At 40.0% G+C, this 16,071-nt stretch carries 14 protein-coding genes; 10 read left to right on the top strand and 4 right to left on the bottom strand.

Annotated elements, in window-relative coordinates; translation table 11 throughout:
• The first annotated feature begins 6 nt into the window (after nucleotides 1–6).
• The 4 genes from OGI71_RS12290 to OGI71_RS12275 all read left to right on the top strand — a co-directional run bounded on the left by OGI71_RS12290 (nucleotide 7) and on the right by OGI71_RS12275 (nucleotide 5,351).
• A complete protein-coding gene (locus tag OGI71_RS12290) occupies nucleotides 7–711 on the top strand; it encodes a hypothetical protein (RefSeq protein WP_282255758.1) in 705 nt (234 codons plus the stop codon).
• 29 nt (nucleotides 712–740) lie between these two features.
• Entirely contained in the window at nucleotides 741–1,766 is a 1,026-nt protein-coding gene (locus OGI71_RS12285; protein WP_282255757.1) for a DUF5007 domain-containing protein, read from the top strand.
• Between the two features lie 139 nt (nucleotides 1,767–1,905).
• Nucleotides 1,906–2,865, top strand: coding sequence for an ornithine cyclodeaminase family protein (locus OGI71_RS12280; RefSeq protein ID WP_282255756.1), 960 nt, complete (start codon nucleotides 1,906–1,908; stop codon nucleotides 2,863–2,865).
• Between the two features lie 1,007 nt (nucleotides 2,866–3,872).
• Nucleotides 3,873–5,351 carry a tetratricopeptide repeat protein gene (locus OGI71_RS12275; protein ID WP_282255755.1) on the top strand — a complete coding sequence of 493 codons (1,479 nt, stop codon included), beginning with the start codon at nucleotides 3,873–3,875 and terminating at the stop codon, nucleotides 5,349–5,351.
• A gap of 56 nt (nucleotides 5,352–5,407) precedes the next feature.
• On the opposite strand, the gene OGI71_RS12270 is transcribed toward OGI71_RS12275, so the two are convergent.
• The 3 genes from OGI71_RS12270 to OGI71_RS12260 form a co-directional block, all read right to left on the bottom strand.
• A complete protein-coding gene (locus tag OGI71_RS12270; RefSeq protein ID WP_282255754.1) occupies nucleotides 5,408–5,797 on the bottom strand; it encodes a helix-turn-helix domain-containing protein in 390 nt (129 codons plus the stop codon).
• Nucleotides 5,798–6,008: 211 nt separating this feature from the next.
• The gene (locus tag OGI71_RS12265) at nucleotides 6,009–7,760 is read right to left on the bottom strand and encodes a hypothetical protein (protein WP_282255753.1); all 1,752 of its coding nucleotides are present in this window, start codon (nucleotides 7,758–7,760) and stop codon (nucleotides 6,009–6,011) included.
• Between the two features lie 28 nt (nucleotides 7,761–7,788).
• Nucleotides 7,789–7,980, bottom strand: coding sequence for a hypothetical protein (locus OGI71_RS12260; RefSeq protein ID WP_282255752.1), 192 nt, complete (start codon nucleotides 7,978–7,980; stop codon nucleotides 7,789–7,791).
• Nucleotides 7,981–8,595: 615 nt separating this feature from the next.
• Here OGI71_RS12260 and OGI71_RS12255 point away from each other — a divergent pair.
• From OGI71_RS12255 to OGI71_RS12230, 6 genes are all read left to right on the top strand, one after another.
• Complete coding sequence (locus OGI71_RS12255) at nucleotides 8,596–10,143, top strand: hypothetical protein (protein WP_282255751.1); 1,548 nt, start codon at nucleotides 8,596–8,598, stop codon at nucleotides 10,141–10,143.
• Nucleotides 10,144–10,191: 48 nt separating this feature from the next.
• On the top strand, nucleotides 10,192–10,356 hold the full coding sequence (locus OGI71_RS12250; protein ID WP_282255750.1) for a hypothetical protein: 165 nt from the start codon (nucleotides 10,192–10,194) through the stop codon (nucleotides 10,354–10,356).
• A 631-nt stretch (nucleotides 10,357–10,987) separates the two neighbouring features.
• Nucleotides 10,988–11,344 carry a hypothetical protein gene (locus tag OGI71_RS12245; protein ID WP_282255749.1) on the top strand — a complete coding sequence of 119 codons (357 nt, stop codon included), beginning with the start codon at nucleotides 10,988–10,990 and terminating at the stop codon, nucleotides 11,342–11,344.
• Nucleotides 11,345–11,504: 160 nt separating this feature from the next.
• The gene (locus OGI71_RS12240; RefSeq protein WP_282255748.1) at nucleotides 11,505–11,879 is read left to right on the top strand and encodes a response regulator; all 375 of its coding nucleotides are present in this window, start codon (nucleotides 11,505–11,507) and stop codon (nucleotides 11,877–11,879) included.
• Nucleotides 11,880–12,091: 212 nt separating this feature from the next.
• Nucleotides 12,092–13,606 (top strand): tetratricopeptide repeat protein, encoded by a 1,515-nt coding sequence (locus OGI71_RS12235; RefSeq protein WP_282255747.1) that lies wholly within the window; start codon nucleotides 12,092–12,094, stop codon nucleotides 13,604–13,606.
• A gap of 219 nt (nucleotides 13,607–13,825) precedes the next feature.
• Nucleotides 13,826–14,095: a hypothetical protein gene (locus OGI71_RS12230; protein WP_282255746.1), complete on the top strand. Its 270-nt coding sequence runs from the start codon at nucleotides 13,826–13,828 to the stop codon at nucleotides 14,093–14,095.
• Between the two features lie 454 nt (nucleotides 14,096–14,549).
• Here OGI71_RS12230 and OGI71_RS12225 read toward each other — a convergent pair whose 3' ends face one another.
• On the bottom strand, nucleotides 14,550–16,067 hold the full coding sequence (locus OGI71_RS12225; protein ID WP_282255745.1) for a RagB/SusD family nutrient uptake outer membrane protein: 1,518 nt from the start codon (nucleotides 16,065–16,067) through the stop codon (nucleotides 14,550–14,552).
• Between the last annotated feature and the right edge of the window lie 4 nt (nucleotides 16,068–16,071).

Here is a 16,071-nt window from a genome sequence, read left to right as displayed (position 1 = left end):
GAAATAATGACTACAATCATAAAAAAGACCTGTGCATATCTATTATTTGCCCTATTGTTTTTTCAGGTATTGACCTCATGCTCGAAAAACGATTACATCAACGACGGCGGTGTTCATCAAGCGAAAGTAAATATGACCACCTATGATTATCTGGCATCGCATCCAAAATTTGATTCTTTGGTGCGGATCATTGATCGTGCGAACTTAAAAGAGCTGGTGAACAGTGATATCACCTTTTATGCGACAACAAATTGGGGGGTAGCGGAGTATGTGAGTGCTAAAAAACAACAGCGTATCGCTGAGGTGGGCGATGAAAATATTTCCTTTAGCATTGATGATATTGATCCAAAAAGATTGGATTCGCTGAAGATATATATGTTTAAAGGAAAGATCGAGCGTAATAAGCTGGATGTGAATGGTGCATACTTTGCCAATTTGTTTGGCCCTATGCCTGCTGTTCGATTTCAGTTGGGATTGAGACGAACGAGAGATTATAGCTCTTATGTTGATTTTGTTGATTATTTATATTATACGAAAGTGAATGGAACGCTGGATTCGGAAGAACCAAACCAGAATGCGATTCCGGAAGCAGAGCGGGATGTGCGTGTAGATGTACAGACCTCAGGAATTATCACGACTACGGGTGTGATACACGTGTTGCACGGTGATCATCGTTTATTTTTTAATAAAGAAAAAATGGCTTCTAACTAATGGGGAGGGGTTTAAAAAAATATACGCTAATGAAAATGAATACTATAACGAGGTACACGATCCTATTGGGAATAATGATCGGTATAATCATCTCCTCCTGTTCAAAAATAGAGGAAGGGTTTTTAAGTGATACCATTCGCTATCGGGACAGTGTGATCTATTGTAAGCGTGGGATGACGCTCACACTTTCGGATCGGATCAATGCAGATGGATCGACTCCGCCATTTGAATTTAAAATGTTAAACCTGCGGAATAAGTTGACGGGGGAGCCTGCACCTGAGGAATTCTCAAAAATGTACGAAATTGAAGTTTTTAAGGAAGGCATGACTTTCAATGCGGCAACGGATACAACGGTCGCTCTGCTGAGAGCAAAGCGGGAAACCAAGCAGGTAACTCCGATGGAATTTAGCCCCATTAGCGGACAGATTAGTTTTAATCGCGCATCTGCAAATTTACCACTAGGGGTCTATACTTTTGATTTGCAGGCAACGAACCGCAAAGGTACTAAGATCTATAAATCCTTTGCGGAGATCCATGTCATCGAACCTTTTTTGGAGGATGTTTTCGAGTTGACTTATGCTTCATTGACAGGCTCTAATGCCGCTGAAACATTTACTCCGGCTTATAATAGTAATATCAAATTGACCTGTACCAAAGTCTCTGACGAGGGGGCACGTGTAATCTTAAAAGTTGTCGATAAAAATGGTCGTGCATGGGATCCAAGTGCTGGTCAAGTGATCAAACGGGGAGATCGTCCGACGTTTGAATCACACGTCCGTTTTAATCCGGTTGTTGCAACGAATACTGCATTGGTATGTGATTATGAAGTGGCTCCGTTTCCGCTCACAAAATTTAATGATGGTAAGACAAATTGGGATTACAATATTTATTACCGTATACCGATGCGCTTTGCAGCAATGGATGGACATCCTAACCATAATATTAACCCAGTTTTTGGCTTTCGTGTCCTGATGGAGGGAACATTTGAGGTGGAAGTAAAGCTGACAAATGTGGCTGCAGTTAATTCATCTGGACCACCCGCGGGAGGATTGTAAAAAGGTATAGCAGCGTCGCATTGTTTATGAAGCATTTGCGACGCTTTGGGTAAAAAACGGTGATCAATGGTTAGTTTATAAGGATGTGAAGGGCTAATTATTCACTATGTTTATGATTTTACCATATGCTGTTGAAAATATGAAAATAATTGATAAAGAGACGGTTGATGCAGTGCTTAAATATGATAAATTGATTGAAGCGCTGCGGCAGATTTTTCAATCGACGTTTACGATGCCTGTTCGGCATCATCACTTTTATCAAAACAAAGAGGGAAGTGAAAATACGCTTATTTTGATGCCCTCTTGGACGGATACTTATATCGGAATCAAACAGGTTGTTGTCGCTCCCGGTAATCATAACAAAAAACTACCGGCAATCCATGCCTTATATACCTTGCTGGATGCAGTCACTGGAGAATTTTTAGCTCAGATGGATGCCGCAGGGCTTACCTCGCGAAGAACAGCCTGTACCTCTGCTTTAGCGGCCTCTTATTTAGCGCGGGAAGACTCAAAAACCTTGTTAATTGTTGGCGGCGGGAAAGTTGCACAACATCTTGTGCAAGCACATTCTGTTGTGCGTGAGTATGACCAAATTTTGATCTGGACGAGAAATGCATCGAAAGGTACAGATTTGGTAGCCAACTTGCAGCAGGCAGGATTTAGTAACGTTGCCTATGCCGATAATTTGGAAGAAGCTGTACCTAGGGCAGATGTGATCTCCTGTGCGACACTAAGTCATGAACCTTTGGTCAAAGGAGAGTGGATAAAAGCCGGTACACATCTGGACCTGATTGGATCCCATACGCCTAAAACACGCGAAGTAGATGATAACGCTATTCTTAAAAGTAGCATCTTTGTGGATTCGCGCGCGGGAGCGCTCCACGAGACGGGAGAACTTGTAATTCCAATTGCAACAGGTGTACTGGATCCTGACAGCATTAAGGGTGATATCAAAGAACTTTGTTGTGGCGAGATTATGGGAAGATCATCTTTGAAGGAAATTACTTTATTTAAATCGGCGGGATTAGCGATAGAAGATCTGGCTGCGGCTTTGCTTGTATATGAACGTGTGATTGAGGCTAAAAACGTTTCTCTCTGAAATAACGATGTACAAAAATGAGTCGTTATGAAAGACTTTCCATTTAGCGCTATAGTTTATATGGTGATTGTGGATCCCTAAGGAAATATTAGAGAATCAATTTACCTAACGAAGCCTTAACTCAAAGTAAAAGAGCTGGTGATGACTATAGGGTGTTAAATTTATTCTGGATATCACGCTCAATGAAACGCTGAAAACAATAAAAATCTTCGGCATTTTAAAATAAAATTTGATTAGATTTGGGATAGGTTCTTCAGTATAGCTATTTCAGGTTCAAAGGTTTGGCAGAAGGCCATGCCAAGGGTATAACAGAAGGTGCGTACCAAAAAGCTATTGAGTTGTTTGCCAAAGAGATCGAAAAGCTCTAGCCAGAGCCATACAAAGGTGAGTTGATAAATTAGTCTCCATTCATTTTTATTCAATAAGATAACTAAAAAAGTTTACGGATACTGTAAACTTTTTTAGTTATCTTATTATTGTGAATGTTGTCGAAGTAGCTAGGGGTCAGTCCTATTTAATCGAAATTGCTCCGGTTTTGAAAAGTGATTTCAAACACTTGGGTGCGGATAGGTATTTCTTTGACTGGAATGAAGAAGCTGCTTTTGAAATATTAAAATTGACGATTCAAGGGAAAGAGATATATTGGGCTTGATTTCTACGAAAACAACAGGAGTTTGCGCAAGATTTGGATATTATACCGGTGTCGCTAAGTCAGATATTGAACAATCATCGCGAACCGAAAGAGGAGTTTTTTAAGAAACTGATGATTCATTCCGAGCGTGTTTTTAAGACGATTAAAGGTTTTCATAAACAGAGTTGGGATCAGGTCTATTTTCGTGATAAGAACGAACATAGCGTCCCATGCAGATTTTGTTATCAAGAAAATGCTGGAAACTTTATTTTGTGTTTATTGAAATCGATAGTATAATTTGTTATAAAAATCCTATTTTTAGCACACAAAAGGATAGTGACAATAGTAACCTTTTGAGTTAACAACCTATGATTTAATGAGGAAACCACTTTTATTTTTTATTTTATGCCTATTGACGCTTCAGACGATTGCCAAGGATAACAAGAAGCAGGAGATTGATTCGATTGTAAGCAAAGCAAAAGAACTTCAGAACCAAGGTAAATTTTTACCACAATTGGAGATGGCAATCAAGGCGCTTAATTTGTCCGATAGATATAATTATGACGAAGGAAAAGCACGGGCTCATTTTTCGATGGCTGATGCACTTGTGTATGTAGGGTTATATAAGGAGGCGATAAAGCACCTTGAACAGGTTGAGCGCACAAACTATTATAAAGAAAAAGCCATCATGCAATCTGAAGTCCACCGGGTGCGGGGAAGAGCTTATACATATCTTAAATTGAACCAGCAAGCCATCCGCGAGTATTATTTGCAATTAGGGGTCATCAAGAATCTGGAGGGGCAAGCGCAAAAAATATCTTATCAATATACTTATGGAAACCTATCTACTGTTTTCGATAATCTGGTGCAACTTGATTCCGTCCAGAAATATACTGAGCTGGAACTGGATGGACTAAAGGGCTTTGATGAAAAGAATTATGCGCAAATTTATCTGGGGGTTTACAATCAATTAGGGCAATTGTATGTGAGGAAGGGCGATTTTGCCAAAGCGCAACACTACCTTGATAAATCCCTGGAAATTGGGACTAAATATAATATTATTCAATATTCTAATACCTATCTTTTCTTGGCTAATCTGGAGAAGCAAAAAGGAAACTATAAACAGGCATTGGTCTTTTACGAAAAGAACTTGGCGAATAGGCGGACGACTGGTGAGAGAAATGGAATGAAGAATGCTTACAGAAATTTAGCTGATTTTTATCGAGAGACCAAGCTCGATAAAGCGAAAGGCGATGCATACGAACGGGCTTTTAGCCGGCTCAACGATTCTCTGGAAAACGAAAATAGAGCGGTTATCGATCTGGCACTAAACCTGATTCTGAAAGCAAAAGATCAGGAAGCCACTACCAAGGTTTCAAAATCAGTGACTGTCTCTGTAATCATCCTAGTGGTACTTGTTATTGCCATTACATTTTTTATATGGCGCGTAAGGCATAACCGTAAGCTTCTGGGCCAAAAGGAGGAGGCGCTGCACGAAACGGAATCATTGAATCGGGAACTTATTGAACAAATTGGCGAAAACAAATTCAATAATCTGATCGATCTGGCCAAAAGCAATAATCCGGAGTTCCTGATCTTATTTACTGAACTCTATCCGCAGTTCATCCAATCCTTGAAAACACTTGATCCTAATATCAGAACGACTGAACTGGAGTTTTGTGCGATGGCTTTTCTTAATTTTTCAACAAAAAATATTTCCGAATATACCTATGTGACAGTAAGGGCTGTACAGGTCCGCAAAAATAGGTTGCGAAAGAAGTTTAATATACCTTCGGAGGTCGATTTCAATACTTGGATGCGCGGACTGTCCGATAATGGCCAGTTGAAAATCTAAAGGTTTTGAAAAAATGAATCAGTTATGCTAGTCGGATTATTGTATTTTTTTGTGCGCTAGTTTCGTGCGGCTGGTTTGATAAGGATGGGCATGTGACTTTTTCTAAAATTTCCAGGAGTCTCCCCGGTCCATTTTCTAAATAACTTTGAAAAATTGGAGGCATCGTAGGTAAGTATAAAGGCAATTTTAGCGATGGATAGCGGTGAGTTGCTGAGCATTTCTTTTGCTTTGCTTATAATTTTCAGGTTGTAGAAGTAACTGGGATGCTTCCCTTTCTCTTTTTGGAGGATATAAATAAGATGTTTGTGTGAAATGGCCAGCTCACGCGCAATCGTGTTGATCTCCATAAATTCCATCGTGCGCCCCTGTATGACATCATCGATGTGTCTATCCAAAAATAATAAATATTGATTGGTTATTTGGGTACCTCTACTTTCTGTTTTCATACCTTAACAAACTGTATCACTTCTGATTTTCTCTGGCTTTGTTTCGCTAGTGGCTATGTTAGCGCGGTCTTGTGTTACTTTCGAGAATAAACTATAGGAGAAAAAGCCCGGCTTGGAAAAACCAGCCGAGCATTGATTCCTATTTTTCAATAGGAGATTTCTAGTCAAATAGGGATTAATAGAATGACTACTTATAAAATTTTTGATTTATTTATGATTTATCCTGGATACAGCGTACCGGATAACCTGCATTTTTAAGATAATTCGATGTATCCCAAGAACCACTTTGGAATCCACGTCCGTGTAACGCATAATCATTACCACCGACTGCAGTGTTTAGCCAATAAATTGCGGAGCTTTGGCGGATAAGCTGGGCTCCTGTTGTCGGACTTCTGTGACCATTAGCAGGAAAGCTTAATTTAATGTCACTGCTCTTTCTACTGGTCATAATATGTGCGGCCGTAAAGTCAGATAATCCAACTGTAATGTTACCATTAAAAGTAATCCAGTTTCCAATGACGGTATGGCGGGTATAAGTTCCTAAACGAGTATATTCAGCTTGGCTAGGGACTCTATCTCCTGTACCACATGGGTCTAATGCTGCTTTCACTGGAGCAGCTGCCGTGCCATTATTCCATGAACCATCTGCAGCAGGTGTGGTATTCCATCCCGCTATCGCGCCATCGCCACTGTAAGCATTTGCTACAGGTACTTGACGGCCCCATTGATAGTAATTACCATATAAGGCCTGTACCGAAGGATTTGCATCAGGATTGTTGGTTGCAGGGTTTACATTGGCTACACCAAGGTTATAGCGATCCCAACGATGGCCACCAATTACGGCATAGCGCGCATCAGCAGCAGTAGCGCTTCTAGTTACATTAAGCGCATTGACGTAACGGTCGCTGTTAAATCGCAATTTCATGGTGTAGGAAAAACCAGGTTTTAAACCTAGGCCCGTATTTGAAAAATTAAAGCTTACTGCCTGTGCATTGACATCATGACCGATTTTGATCTGGCCACTTGGTATCGTTAATGCAATTGAAAAGGTATTTGACCTATTCTGGTTGACGATAAAAGTACGGGCTGTTGCATTAAGATTTGCAATAGGAGGTACATTACTCTCATTAACTGCCGCTACGACTTCGCCAGTACTTAGGTCGACAGTGGCATCAGCGAAAGGTGAAAGCCATTCAGCTTGAACCGGAACTTCTGAAAGATAACCTCCTTTTAGATAGTTTGCAGTACCAAAAGTACCCGTAGCATCGCTATTGTCGACAAGAAGAGAGACACGGGTAAACATATGCTGCAATGGCGCCGTCAATGGTGTAGGAGTATTGTTACCAAGGATGGTGACATCTTTTTCGATGGCGTACATTAAGTCACTTCCATTCTCTTGAAATCCGGTAAAATCGAAATTAACCGTACCTGCAGTATATAGGTTTGTTGTTGGAGCAGCAGGAGGAGGGGTGGTCGTAGAACCCAATGAATAGATAACAAAGGTATATTTATTGCCTGCGATCAATTTATCTCCAAAAAATACCTGGGTTGAATCGGCAGCGTCACCAACGCTCTGGTCGATATAGGTACCGTCAGTTTCATAGGCTACTACCCGATAGGTAACCGGACCTCTCAAAGACAAGGACGACGTTGCAGCCTTTTTACTGCTAGATGCTTTAAGTCCGCTGCTGCTTGCGGTATTTTCTGTAAGTTCTGCGGTAATGGTAAACGGCCCCGACTGAACTTCTTGAGTGATCGTTAACGGTTTAGCCGCGCTAGCCTTTGCTGAAGCCTTCGCCACAGATATATTATCTCCAGCGAATTGGGCTTCTGTTAAAGCCAGTTTTATCCCTTTATTTGCTTCAATAGTATTTTCACCTTTCTCCTTACTACAGGATACGGCAATTGTTAGAAGAATAAAAAAGGCTAGTTTTATCTTTATGGTCTGATACATTGTTTTCATAATTGTTATAAATAATTTTTGATTGGTATTAGTTCCACCATTCACCACTTGGGTCCTGGGTTTCTGATCCGCCATTATTCCAGTCAGTTTCATTAACTCCGCTTCCGCCTCCGGGTTGCGCCGATCCTACCGATCCTGCAGCCACACCTTCTTCCATTACCACCTGTAACTGCTCGATTACGGGTTTCACGTAAATCTTTTTTTCAGTTCTCTTTTTCATGTGTATATTTTTATTTGGTTTATGCTTAACATTTATTTATACATGGCCCAGCGTTTTATCATGAATTAAAACAGGAGCATACAGCAGATAAATGCCTTTTATTAGTTCGGATTTTCAGTTGCTAGTACTGTTTTTGTCGATTTAATATAGTTAGTGTCTTCTATTAATTTCTCTTCATTTAAATAATTAGCCAAACAATGATTTCTCCTAAGTTGGATATAGCTTTGAGCGATCTATATTGATCGAAACTGTTGCTTCAAAGATAATCTAGAATAAAAAGATAACAGTACTACGGATATATCACATATTTATCACAGATCTATCACATTATTTGTAATTACTTGATAAACAGTATTTTGTGTTTAGTTTTTGCGTTTTTGTCAAAATTATTAGCAAAAATAAACTGTCTTTATCTTCCATGATTTTATGTGTTGTAACGTTATTTTTTTATATGACAATATGTTTCCTTATTATGTGTAATATGTCTGTTTGAAATGAAATTTAATATGTGATATATCTGTGATATGTGTCTATTGTTTCTTTTCGAGAAAGTTTTTGAATATTTGCAGCGAATTAATTAAAATGTTTATTAATCATCAAAAACAATTAAAAAAAATGATTTTAGAAGCACAGACAAAAGTAAGCTGGAGAGCATTAGTTCTATCGGCTTTGGTGTGTGGATCGTTGTATTCCTGTAAGGAAAGCAAAGACAGTGTAGCAGCAAGCGGTAAAGCTAGCGTCAGTATCCAGTTACTTGGCGTAGAAAACCCTATCGTAACAACTAAGAAAGCAGGTAAGGCAGGTAACACTGTGGGGACAGGCCAGACTGTGGTAATCCCTTTAACAAATTCAAGCTCTTTTGAGGCAACATTGACCAGCGAGTCGTCCGTAACAAATGGCAACCAGTTACGGGCCTCGTCCGGTAATCGCGCGGCGGTAACCGAAGAAAGAACGCCATTGGCGGCTAACATCAAATATAAAATCGTGGTGTATAACGCTGACGGTGATTATGTGACTGAAAAAACCTATACCAATTCAGTCGACAACAGTGCTGAAATATCTTTGGAAGCTGAAAAGACCTATACTTTTGTCGCTTATTCGATCAATAGTACAGCTGCTGTTCCAGCAGTGACTGCACAGGCTGATTTAGCGAATGCCAGCTTGGATAATATCAGCGCAGATCTGATGTATTTTAAGAAAGATCTAACGGTTCATTCCGGTGATAATAATCTGGACGTGGTATTGAAACATCAGTATAGTGAAGTAACTACCAACTTAAGCATGGCTACAGAAATGACTGGAGCGATAACAAATTTGGTTTCGCCGACGATAAATCCTACGCATCCTAGCGCAAGTTTAAAATTGGCAGATGGCGTAATAACCTATAATGGTACTACGTCAACTACCGCTGTACAATTCCCAGCTTTGGGCGCTGGCTTGCGGACAATATCAAGCAATCCAACACTATTGATTCATCCCGGCGAGACCAATGGCCAGTTCAACTTTGGATCAATTACAATTGATGGGGAAACCAAATCGAATGTTTCTGTCTCAGGTTTGGCGATCCTGCCAGGACAACGCTATAATTTAAACCTGAATTTCAAAACTTGTACACAACCTGTGACAGGTGGAGCTGATCTCAACTGGAATTACCCAGCTTCAGGATCAGGAGCTGTTGTTGATGGAACAGCTCAACCAGCAGGATATGTAGTAACCAAAGATCTTACTGCTCCGGGAGCAGACTACGGATTTGTATTTGATATCCTTCAACTGGACAACTCGTTTAATATGGAGGTAAATGGAACAAAATTGGCAACGCAGGAAATTCAATTTGAAAGTGGAATCGCTATAGCTCCAAGAAACGTTCAATTTGCAGATGGATCTCTTTATGGTTCGGGAACTGTTCCACAGGTCTATTCACTGACTGGTACTTCGACAAATCCAGTTATTCGTGTGGTCATTAGCCGTTCTGGTGAGGTATCTATGTATGGTAGCAAAAGCAATGGTGGAGAATTATTCCCTTTGCTGTTGACCCAAGGCTCTTTCAATAGCGTACCATGGAGCTCTACTGCTAATAATGTTAAAATTACCCAAGTTGTGCAGGGTGCAACCAAAATGGTTGGGGCTGGAAGTGGTAGAAAGAAAGTTGCCTGTACACAATAGGTGATCTCAAAATTCAAAATGTATTCAGAATAGCGTAAATATTATAATATGAAAACAAATCAGTCAAAAAATATATATGTCAGCCCAAAAATCGAGGCGATAAATATCGAATTGGAACAAGGGATTGCCGCGGGTTCTGCAGCAACAACTACCAACAATCCCCAAGAATCTTGGGACCAAGCGGATGATGACGACCGCTTGATCAACTGGTAAATTATCTGAACTAAAAATTGTTTAATAGCCAAGATTGCTCGACAGGATTAACTAGACACCTGTCGAGCTTTTTTATGGGGATGAAGATTTTAATCTCAAACGCATGAGCAGATGAGTTCAAATAGGGGTGTGGTAGCTATAGAAAATGGAAAAATCAAAGGCCTTCTTTGATGAGAAGGTCTTTGATTTTGGAGTAGAATTACATTCGCCGGATTTTTGGATTTAGATTATATGTCTTTTTTGTAATGGTAATGTCTTGTTTTTCAGTTTTTTACAAAGTGTGATATCTATGTGAAAGGCGGTTTTTTTTGTTTCTTTCTTTTAATGCAAATATTTGTCAAGCAGAATAAGGGAGGACATTTCAGTTTGGGTGTTGCTAGATAAAAGCACTGCAAAAAGATATTGATAAGAACTTTTGAATGCTGGCTGTAATGAATTATCGCTCGGGCCTAATTTGCGTGAGGGTCCGTGATAATATATTTGGATTAACTCGGCGGGGATCATTTGAGCCCTGTCGAGTTTAATTACTCGAATTGCCTATTCCCTCTAAAAATAATGTCAGCTATTGATTGAATGGGTTTATCAAAGGACGGAAATATAAGAACGAAAATTTACTGAAAAACGATATCCAATGGAAAGGAATAACTTTAATAATTTAATTGCTTTGGCGAAGAACAATAATGCTGAATTTTTGGCTTTGTTTAGTGAAATCTATCCCGACTTTGTTGCCTCATTAAGGTCAATCAACCCCAAAATCCGTAGTAGCGAATTGGAATTTTGTGCTATGACCTTTCTGAATTTTTCGACCAAAAATATTGCACAATATACTTTTGTAACGGTTCGTGCTGTACAGGTACGCAAAAATAGACTGCGCAAAAAACTTAATATCGCTTCTGATATAGATTTTAATAACTGGATGCGCGATCAGATTCAACGAAATCCAATTGTTGAGCGGGAAAACATTTCGATGGGCGCCACGATGCAATAATGGAAATATCAAGCTTTCCTCTTGCCGTATTATATCGCTCAGGCGGGTTAGAATAATTCTTTAGAAATAGTATCAGTCAAACTTTTTTCGTCCATCATACCAAAAAAAGAGAAAAAATGTATGGTAGATTTTATGATAGATTATAAATGATGAGTTATAAATGATGAGCAAAAAGATCTTTTTATGTGACGATAACCTCTTAATTTTGCAGGCTTTGGAACTGATATTGAGTATGACTGATGCAATTGTTGTAAGCGAAAGCAAAAGTTCGTTAGCCCTGGATTACATTATAAAAGAAAAACCCGATATTTTTATCTGTGATTTACAAATGCCCGGATTAAATGGTGAAGATCTAATTAAACAGATTCGCGCCTATGAAAAGCTTGATCAGATGTTTATTCTTTGCGTTTCAGCTTCCTATAACGGTAGGGACATTGCCCTTAATGCAGGTGCCGACCACTTTCTTCCCAAACCCTTTGAGATATATGAACTATTATCGATTGTTAATAAAGCTTTGGTCTCGGGCGTCGGTTGATTCACTTTGAAAAATTGAATTTTTAACCACTTTCCATGTCTGCGTCATGCGGATATCAAAATAATCAAGTCGCTATAAAAAACGGTCTGCTGGGAATAATTTAATGACGGTTTAATGTATTGGAATGCTTAGATTTGTATGCACTGGTTTAGCGCTCAAATAGCCTTTAATGGTAGGAATAAGTAACTACCTGATAATTGATAACCTATTAGATGAAAAAGCACCTTTTACTTTCAATTTTATTATTATTTACACTTAAATCAACCGCTAAGTTAACCGCAAGCGATCACCAGAAGCAGACGGTAGATTCTCTCTTAGTGAAGTCGATGGAATTTGCTAAGAGAGGAGATTTGGTGACGTATATTGAGATTGCAATAAAAGCGTTTCATTTGGCCAATGCTGCCGACTATGATGAAGGAAAAGCAAAATCAGGCTCTTATATAGCGGAAGGTCTTATGGCTGCAGGGTTATTTAAGGAAGGACTGAAACAGCTGGACTTTATTGAAACCACAAACTATTATAAGAATGAAATTTTCATACAATCCGAAGTCCAACGCTTACGTGGAAGAGCCTATGGCGAACTCAAGCTAAATCAACAAGCCCTTCGAGCGTTCCGTCTACAACAGGGGCTGATCAAAAAACTGACTGGCGAAAAACAAATAAAATCCTACCAGTTTAATTATGAATCTTTATCAGTCGTTTTTCTACGCATGGGGCAACTGGATTCTATGCAAAAATATACCGAACTCCAATTAAAGAACCTGAGAGTCTTTCAAGAGAAAGATGCGGCCATGCGCTATCAGATAGTTTATGAAAACCTGGGAAGGCTATATATTGAGAGAGGCGATTTCGCGAAAGCGCAGCAATGCCTTGATAAATCGCTGGAGCTCATGAAAAAATATAAAATTCCAGTCGTTATGAATACCTATGGCACCTTAGGCCTTTTGGAGAAAAAGAGAGGGAATTTTAAAAAGGCTGCGGCTTTTTATGAAGAGAGCCTAGCAAAAAAGCGGGCAGCTGGTAGCAGAATTGGAATGAAGAATTCATACCGAGAGCTGGCTGATTTTTACCGAACAACCAACTTGGATAAAGGCAAAGCTGATCGCTATGAAATGGCCTTTAGCCGGCTCAATGATTCTTTAGAAAATGAAAATAGAGCAGTCGTCGATCAGGTGCTCAACCTGATTTTAAAATTAAAAGATCAGGAATCCGAAAACAAGGTTTCAAAATCAGTTAAGTTATCAATAGTTGCACTGGTATCTCTCGTTATCGCTATTACGTTTTTTGTATGGCGTGCTAGACGCAACCGTAAGATTTTGGGTCAAAAAGAATTGGCTCTACAGGAGACAGAAATAGTGAACAGGGAGCTGACCGAGCAGATCGGAGAAAATAAATTCAATAATCTAATCGACTTGGCCAAAAGTAATAATCCGGAGTTCTTGACTTTATTTACCGAATTATATCCGGAGTTTATACAGGCGTTGAAATCTCTCGACCCGAAAATTAGAACGACAGAATTGGAGTTTTGCGCCATGGCCTTTCTTAACTTTTCGACAAAAAATATTTCAGAGTATACCTATGTCACAATCCGGGCGGTACAGGTCCGCAAGAACCGATTGCGTAAAAAATTGGAGATCCCTTCCGATGCGGATTTTAATAATTGGATGCGTGGATTGGCTGATATGTCGAAGCAAACAGCAGGCCTACCGCTGTCTTTTCCTGAATAAGCTTTGAGTTTACAGCTGAAATATATATTCTATTTCGAACTCGATAAAGTAGGTTTTCATAATTACTGATTTTTTGGAAAAAAATCCGATTGCAATCGATAGCTTCATAAGAACGGTTGTTAAGAATAATTGGTTTAAAAAGAGGCTGTTCCCCTGGGAGATTTTATGATTGTTCTCGGCCAATGCGGGAATGATTGGCAATTTACCATCGCCCATCTGGTGGCAGTGGGCATTTGTATCGTCACAGGATCAATCCCGCTGATACGAAAAAAGGAGCATGAGTTTGGTGCTCCTGAGATGTATTTCCGCATTATTCAATCTGCGGAAACGGGTGGTTCAACAATAACCGAATGTGACCTGTTGCCCGGAGCTAAAACGCCCTGGCACTACCATACCTTATTTTCGGGAAAATTTGAATTGCTGACGGGTACATTGGAGGTGGGCAGGTGTGGAAATGGTGGAAAAGACCCGCTCGGACAGAGAGAATAGGGTATTTCGAAACAAGAATGGAAACTAATAGACTTATTAACACAGTATACCCATCTTTTTGAGCATCCATTAGTCTCTCTTTCGTTATTTCTACTATTTTCATAGTGAGATAAGATACGAAAAAGATATTTAATCATTGATCCATCGTTGCGCTACTATCGACGGATCAATAAAGTTATTCATCCATTTGTATATTAGATTTTTTTACCTTCTAGGGCAAGCGGAGCCGAAACGGATACTGAGCTGGATAAAAAGTTGGCAGGGTATTAGGAGAGTAATAGAAAATTAAATTTTTCTATAAAAGGAGTTCGAAAGAACTCTATACGTGAAATTGTGCTTCTGAAGGAATGGTCGAGCAAATAGGACATATGTAAACCGATATGATCCGCAGTAACGGATTATGGTTCCAAACCTTGCTTGTTTGGAACCATAAAAAGTGAAGCGAATGAACTGCTTAATTATAACCTTCATTTTGAACGAGCTGCCGATTGCGGTCTAGTTCTGATTGCGCAAAAGGCAAGACATTGTTGATTTCGCCAAATCGCAGCGGCGCGCCACCAGGATTTTTAAGCGGTGCCAACGTACTTTGCATCAGATTGCGTCTTTTGAGGTCATAATATCGATGTCCTTCCAAGGCCAATTCAATCCGTCTTTCATGCAAAATAAAATCGCGTAATTTTTCTTTTGTGCTGTACACGGCTATGTTGACTTTAGGCATATCCACACCACTCCGCTCGCGGATTGCATTCAACGCATCATAAATGCTCTGATCGGGTCCGCTTACTTCATTTTTTGCCTCAGCATACATGAGCAATACATCCGCGTAACGAATATGGACAATGTTCATATCGGTCATAGGTGTCTTTGTCCGGTTAAAAGGAAGCATAGCTAAGTTTATGTATTTTTTTTGCGAATAGCCTGTCAACATTGGATCTGATTCTTCAAATACCGATCCATCCGGATTGATATATTTTTCCGTTGGTACTTTGATCGTGAGCTTAAGCCGTGGATCCCGGTTGTTGTACGGATCAGTAGCGACGTAGCCCGATCCCGGTTCATCGATACGTTTTCCATTTTTCATCTCATAGGCATCGACCAGGTTTTGGTAAGGTGCAATAGCGCCATACCAACCGATTTCGACCAAGACACCTTCACCTCCCTGCGGATTGTTAGGGGCAAGGAATTTGGTAGAGAACATGATCTCCGGATTATTTTGCTGCGTGGCCGTCAGAAAAAGATTTTGATAACCACCCTGGTAAAGCTGAAATTTACCGCCTTTGATAATCTGCTCAGTCAGATTAGCAGCGGCTAACCAGTTTTGCTGAAAAAGATATACGCGCGCTTTGAGTGCCTGTGCGCTACCTTTAACGGCATGCCCAGCGTATGCCACATCCGGTAAGTTGCTGATGGCAAAATCCAGCTCACTGTGAATGAACGCCAGGACTTCTTCTTTTGAGCTTTTGGCGATTTTGCCTTCGTCCACAGTTTTCGGTTCGGTCTGATAGAGTACTACACCGCCAAAGGCCTGTACAAGATCAAAATAGAAAAGGGCCCGGATAAATCTGACTTCGGCTTTGTAGCTGGTTTTCTGTGCTTCTGTGCTCGGGGCCTTGTCGATATTGTCCAGAAAAAAGTTGCAGCCCGCGATGCCTGCATAAGGCGTATTGTAGAAGGCGCTGCTCACATTGGTCGAATTGACAATACCCTGGGTGAGATCGCCAAAACCATAATAGGAATGCCGGTCCAGTGCATTATCGGAATAGGCATCCAGCCACAGTTTGCCGTGACCATAAAAACCGCTCTGTAGTCTTCTATATACACCTGCCAGACCCATTTTTGCATCGGCATCACTTTTCCAGAATGTTTCGCCGGAAATGTTTACTGTAGGATTTCTGTCAAGTAGGTCTTTGCTACAAGAGGTAAGCATACCGATTGTTGCAATTGCTATTAGGCCAATTTGTTTTACTTTCATCGCT

This window comes from Sphingobacterium sp. ML3W, assembly GCF_029542085.1.
Classification (GTDB): domain Bacteria; phylum Bacteroidota; class Bacteroidia; order Sphingobacteriales; family Sphingobacteriaceae; genus Sphingobacterium.
This window is presented reverse-complemented; position numbering and strand designations above follow the sequence as displayed.

What these genes read in the sequence shown, in the direction of transcription:
- OGI71_RS12290 (WP_282255758.1), top strand. Translation starts at nt 7, where the DNA reads ATGACTACAATCATAAAAAAGACCTGTGCATATCTATTATTTGCCCTA.
- OGI71_RS12285 (WP_282255757.1), top strand. Translation starts at nt 741, where the DNA reads ATGAAAATGAATACTATAACGAGGTACACGATCCTATTGGGAATAATG.
- OGI71_RS12280 (WP_282255756.1), top strand. Translation starts at nt 1,906, where the DNA reads ATGAAAATAATTGATAAAGAGACGGTTGATGCAGTGCTTAAATATGAT.
- OGI71_RS12275 (WP_282255755.1), top strand. Translation starts at nt 3,873, where the DNA reads ATGAGGAAACCACTTTTATTTTTTATTTTATGCCTATTGACGCTTCAG.
- OGI71_RS12270 (WP_282255754.1), bottom strand. Translation starts at nt 5,797, where the DNA reads ATGAAAACAGAAAGTAGAGGTACCCAAATAACCAATCAATATTTATTA.
- OGI71_RS12265 (WP_282255753.1), bottom strand. Translation starts at nt 7,760, where the DNA reads ATGAAAACAATGTATCAGACCATAAAGATAAAACTAGCCTTTTTTATT.
- OGI71_RS12260 (WP_282255752.1), bottom strand. Translation starts at nt 7,980, where the DNA reads ATGAAAAAGAGAACTGAAAAAAAGATTTACGTGAAACCCGTAATCGAG.
- OGI71_RS12255 (WP_282255751.1), top strand. Translation starts at nt 8,596, where the DNA reads ATGATTTTAGAAGCACAGACAAAAGTAAGCTGGAGAGCATTAGTTCTA.
- OGI71_RS12250 (WP_282255750.1), top strand. Translation starts at nt 10,192, where the DNA reads ATGAAAACAAATCAGTCAAAAAATATATATGTCAGCCCAAAAATCGAG.
- OGI71_RS12245 (WP_282255749.1), top strand. Translation starts at nt 10,988, where the DNA reads ATGGAAAGGAATAACTTTAATAATTTAATTGCTTTGGCGAAGAACAAT.
- OGI71_RS12240 (WP_282255748.1), top strand. Translation starts at nt 11,505, where the DNA reads ATGATGAGCAAAAAGATCTTTTTATGTGACGATAACCTCTTAATTTTG.
- OGI71_RS12235 (WP_282255747.1), top strand. Translation starts at nt 12,092, where the DNA reads ATGAAAAAGCACCTTTTACTTTCAATTTTATTATTATTTACACTTAAA.
- OGI71_RS12225 (WP_282255745.1), bottom strand. Translation starts at nt 16,067, where the DNA reads ATGAAAGTAAAACAAATTGGCCTAATAGCAATTGCAACAATCGGTATG.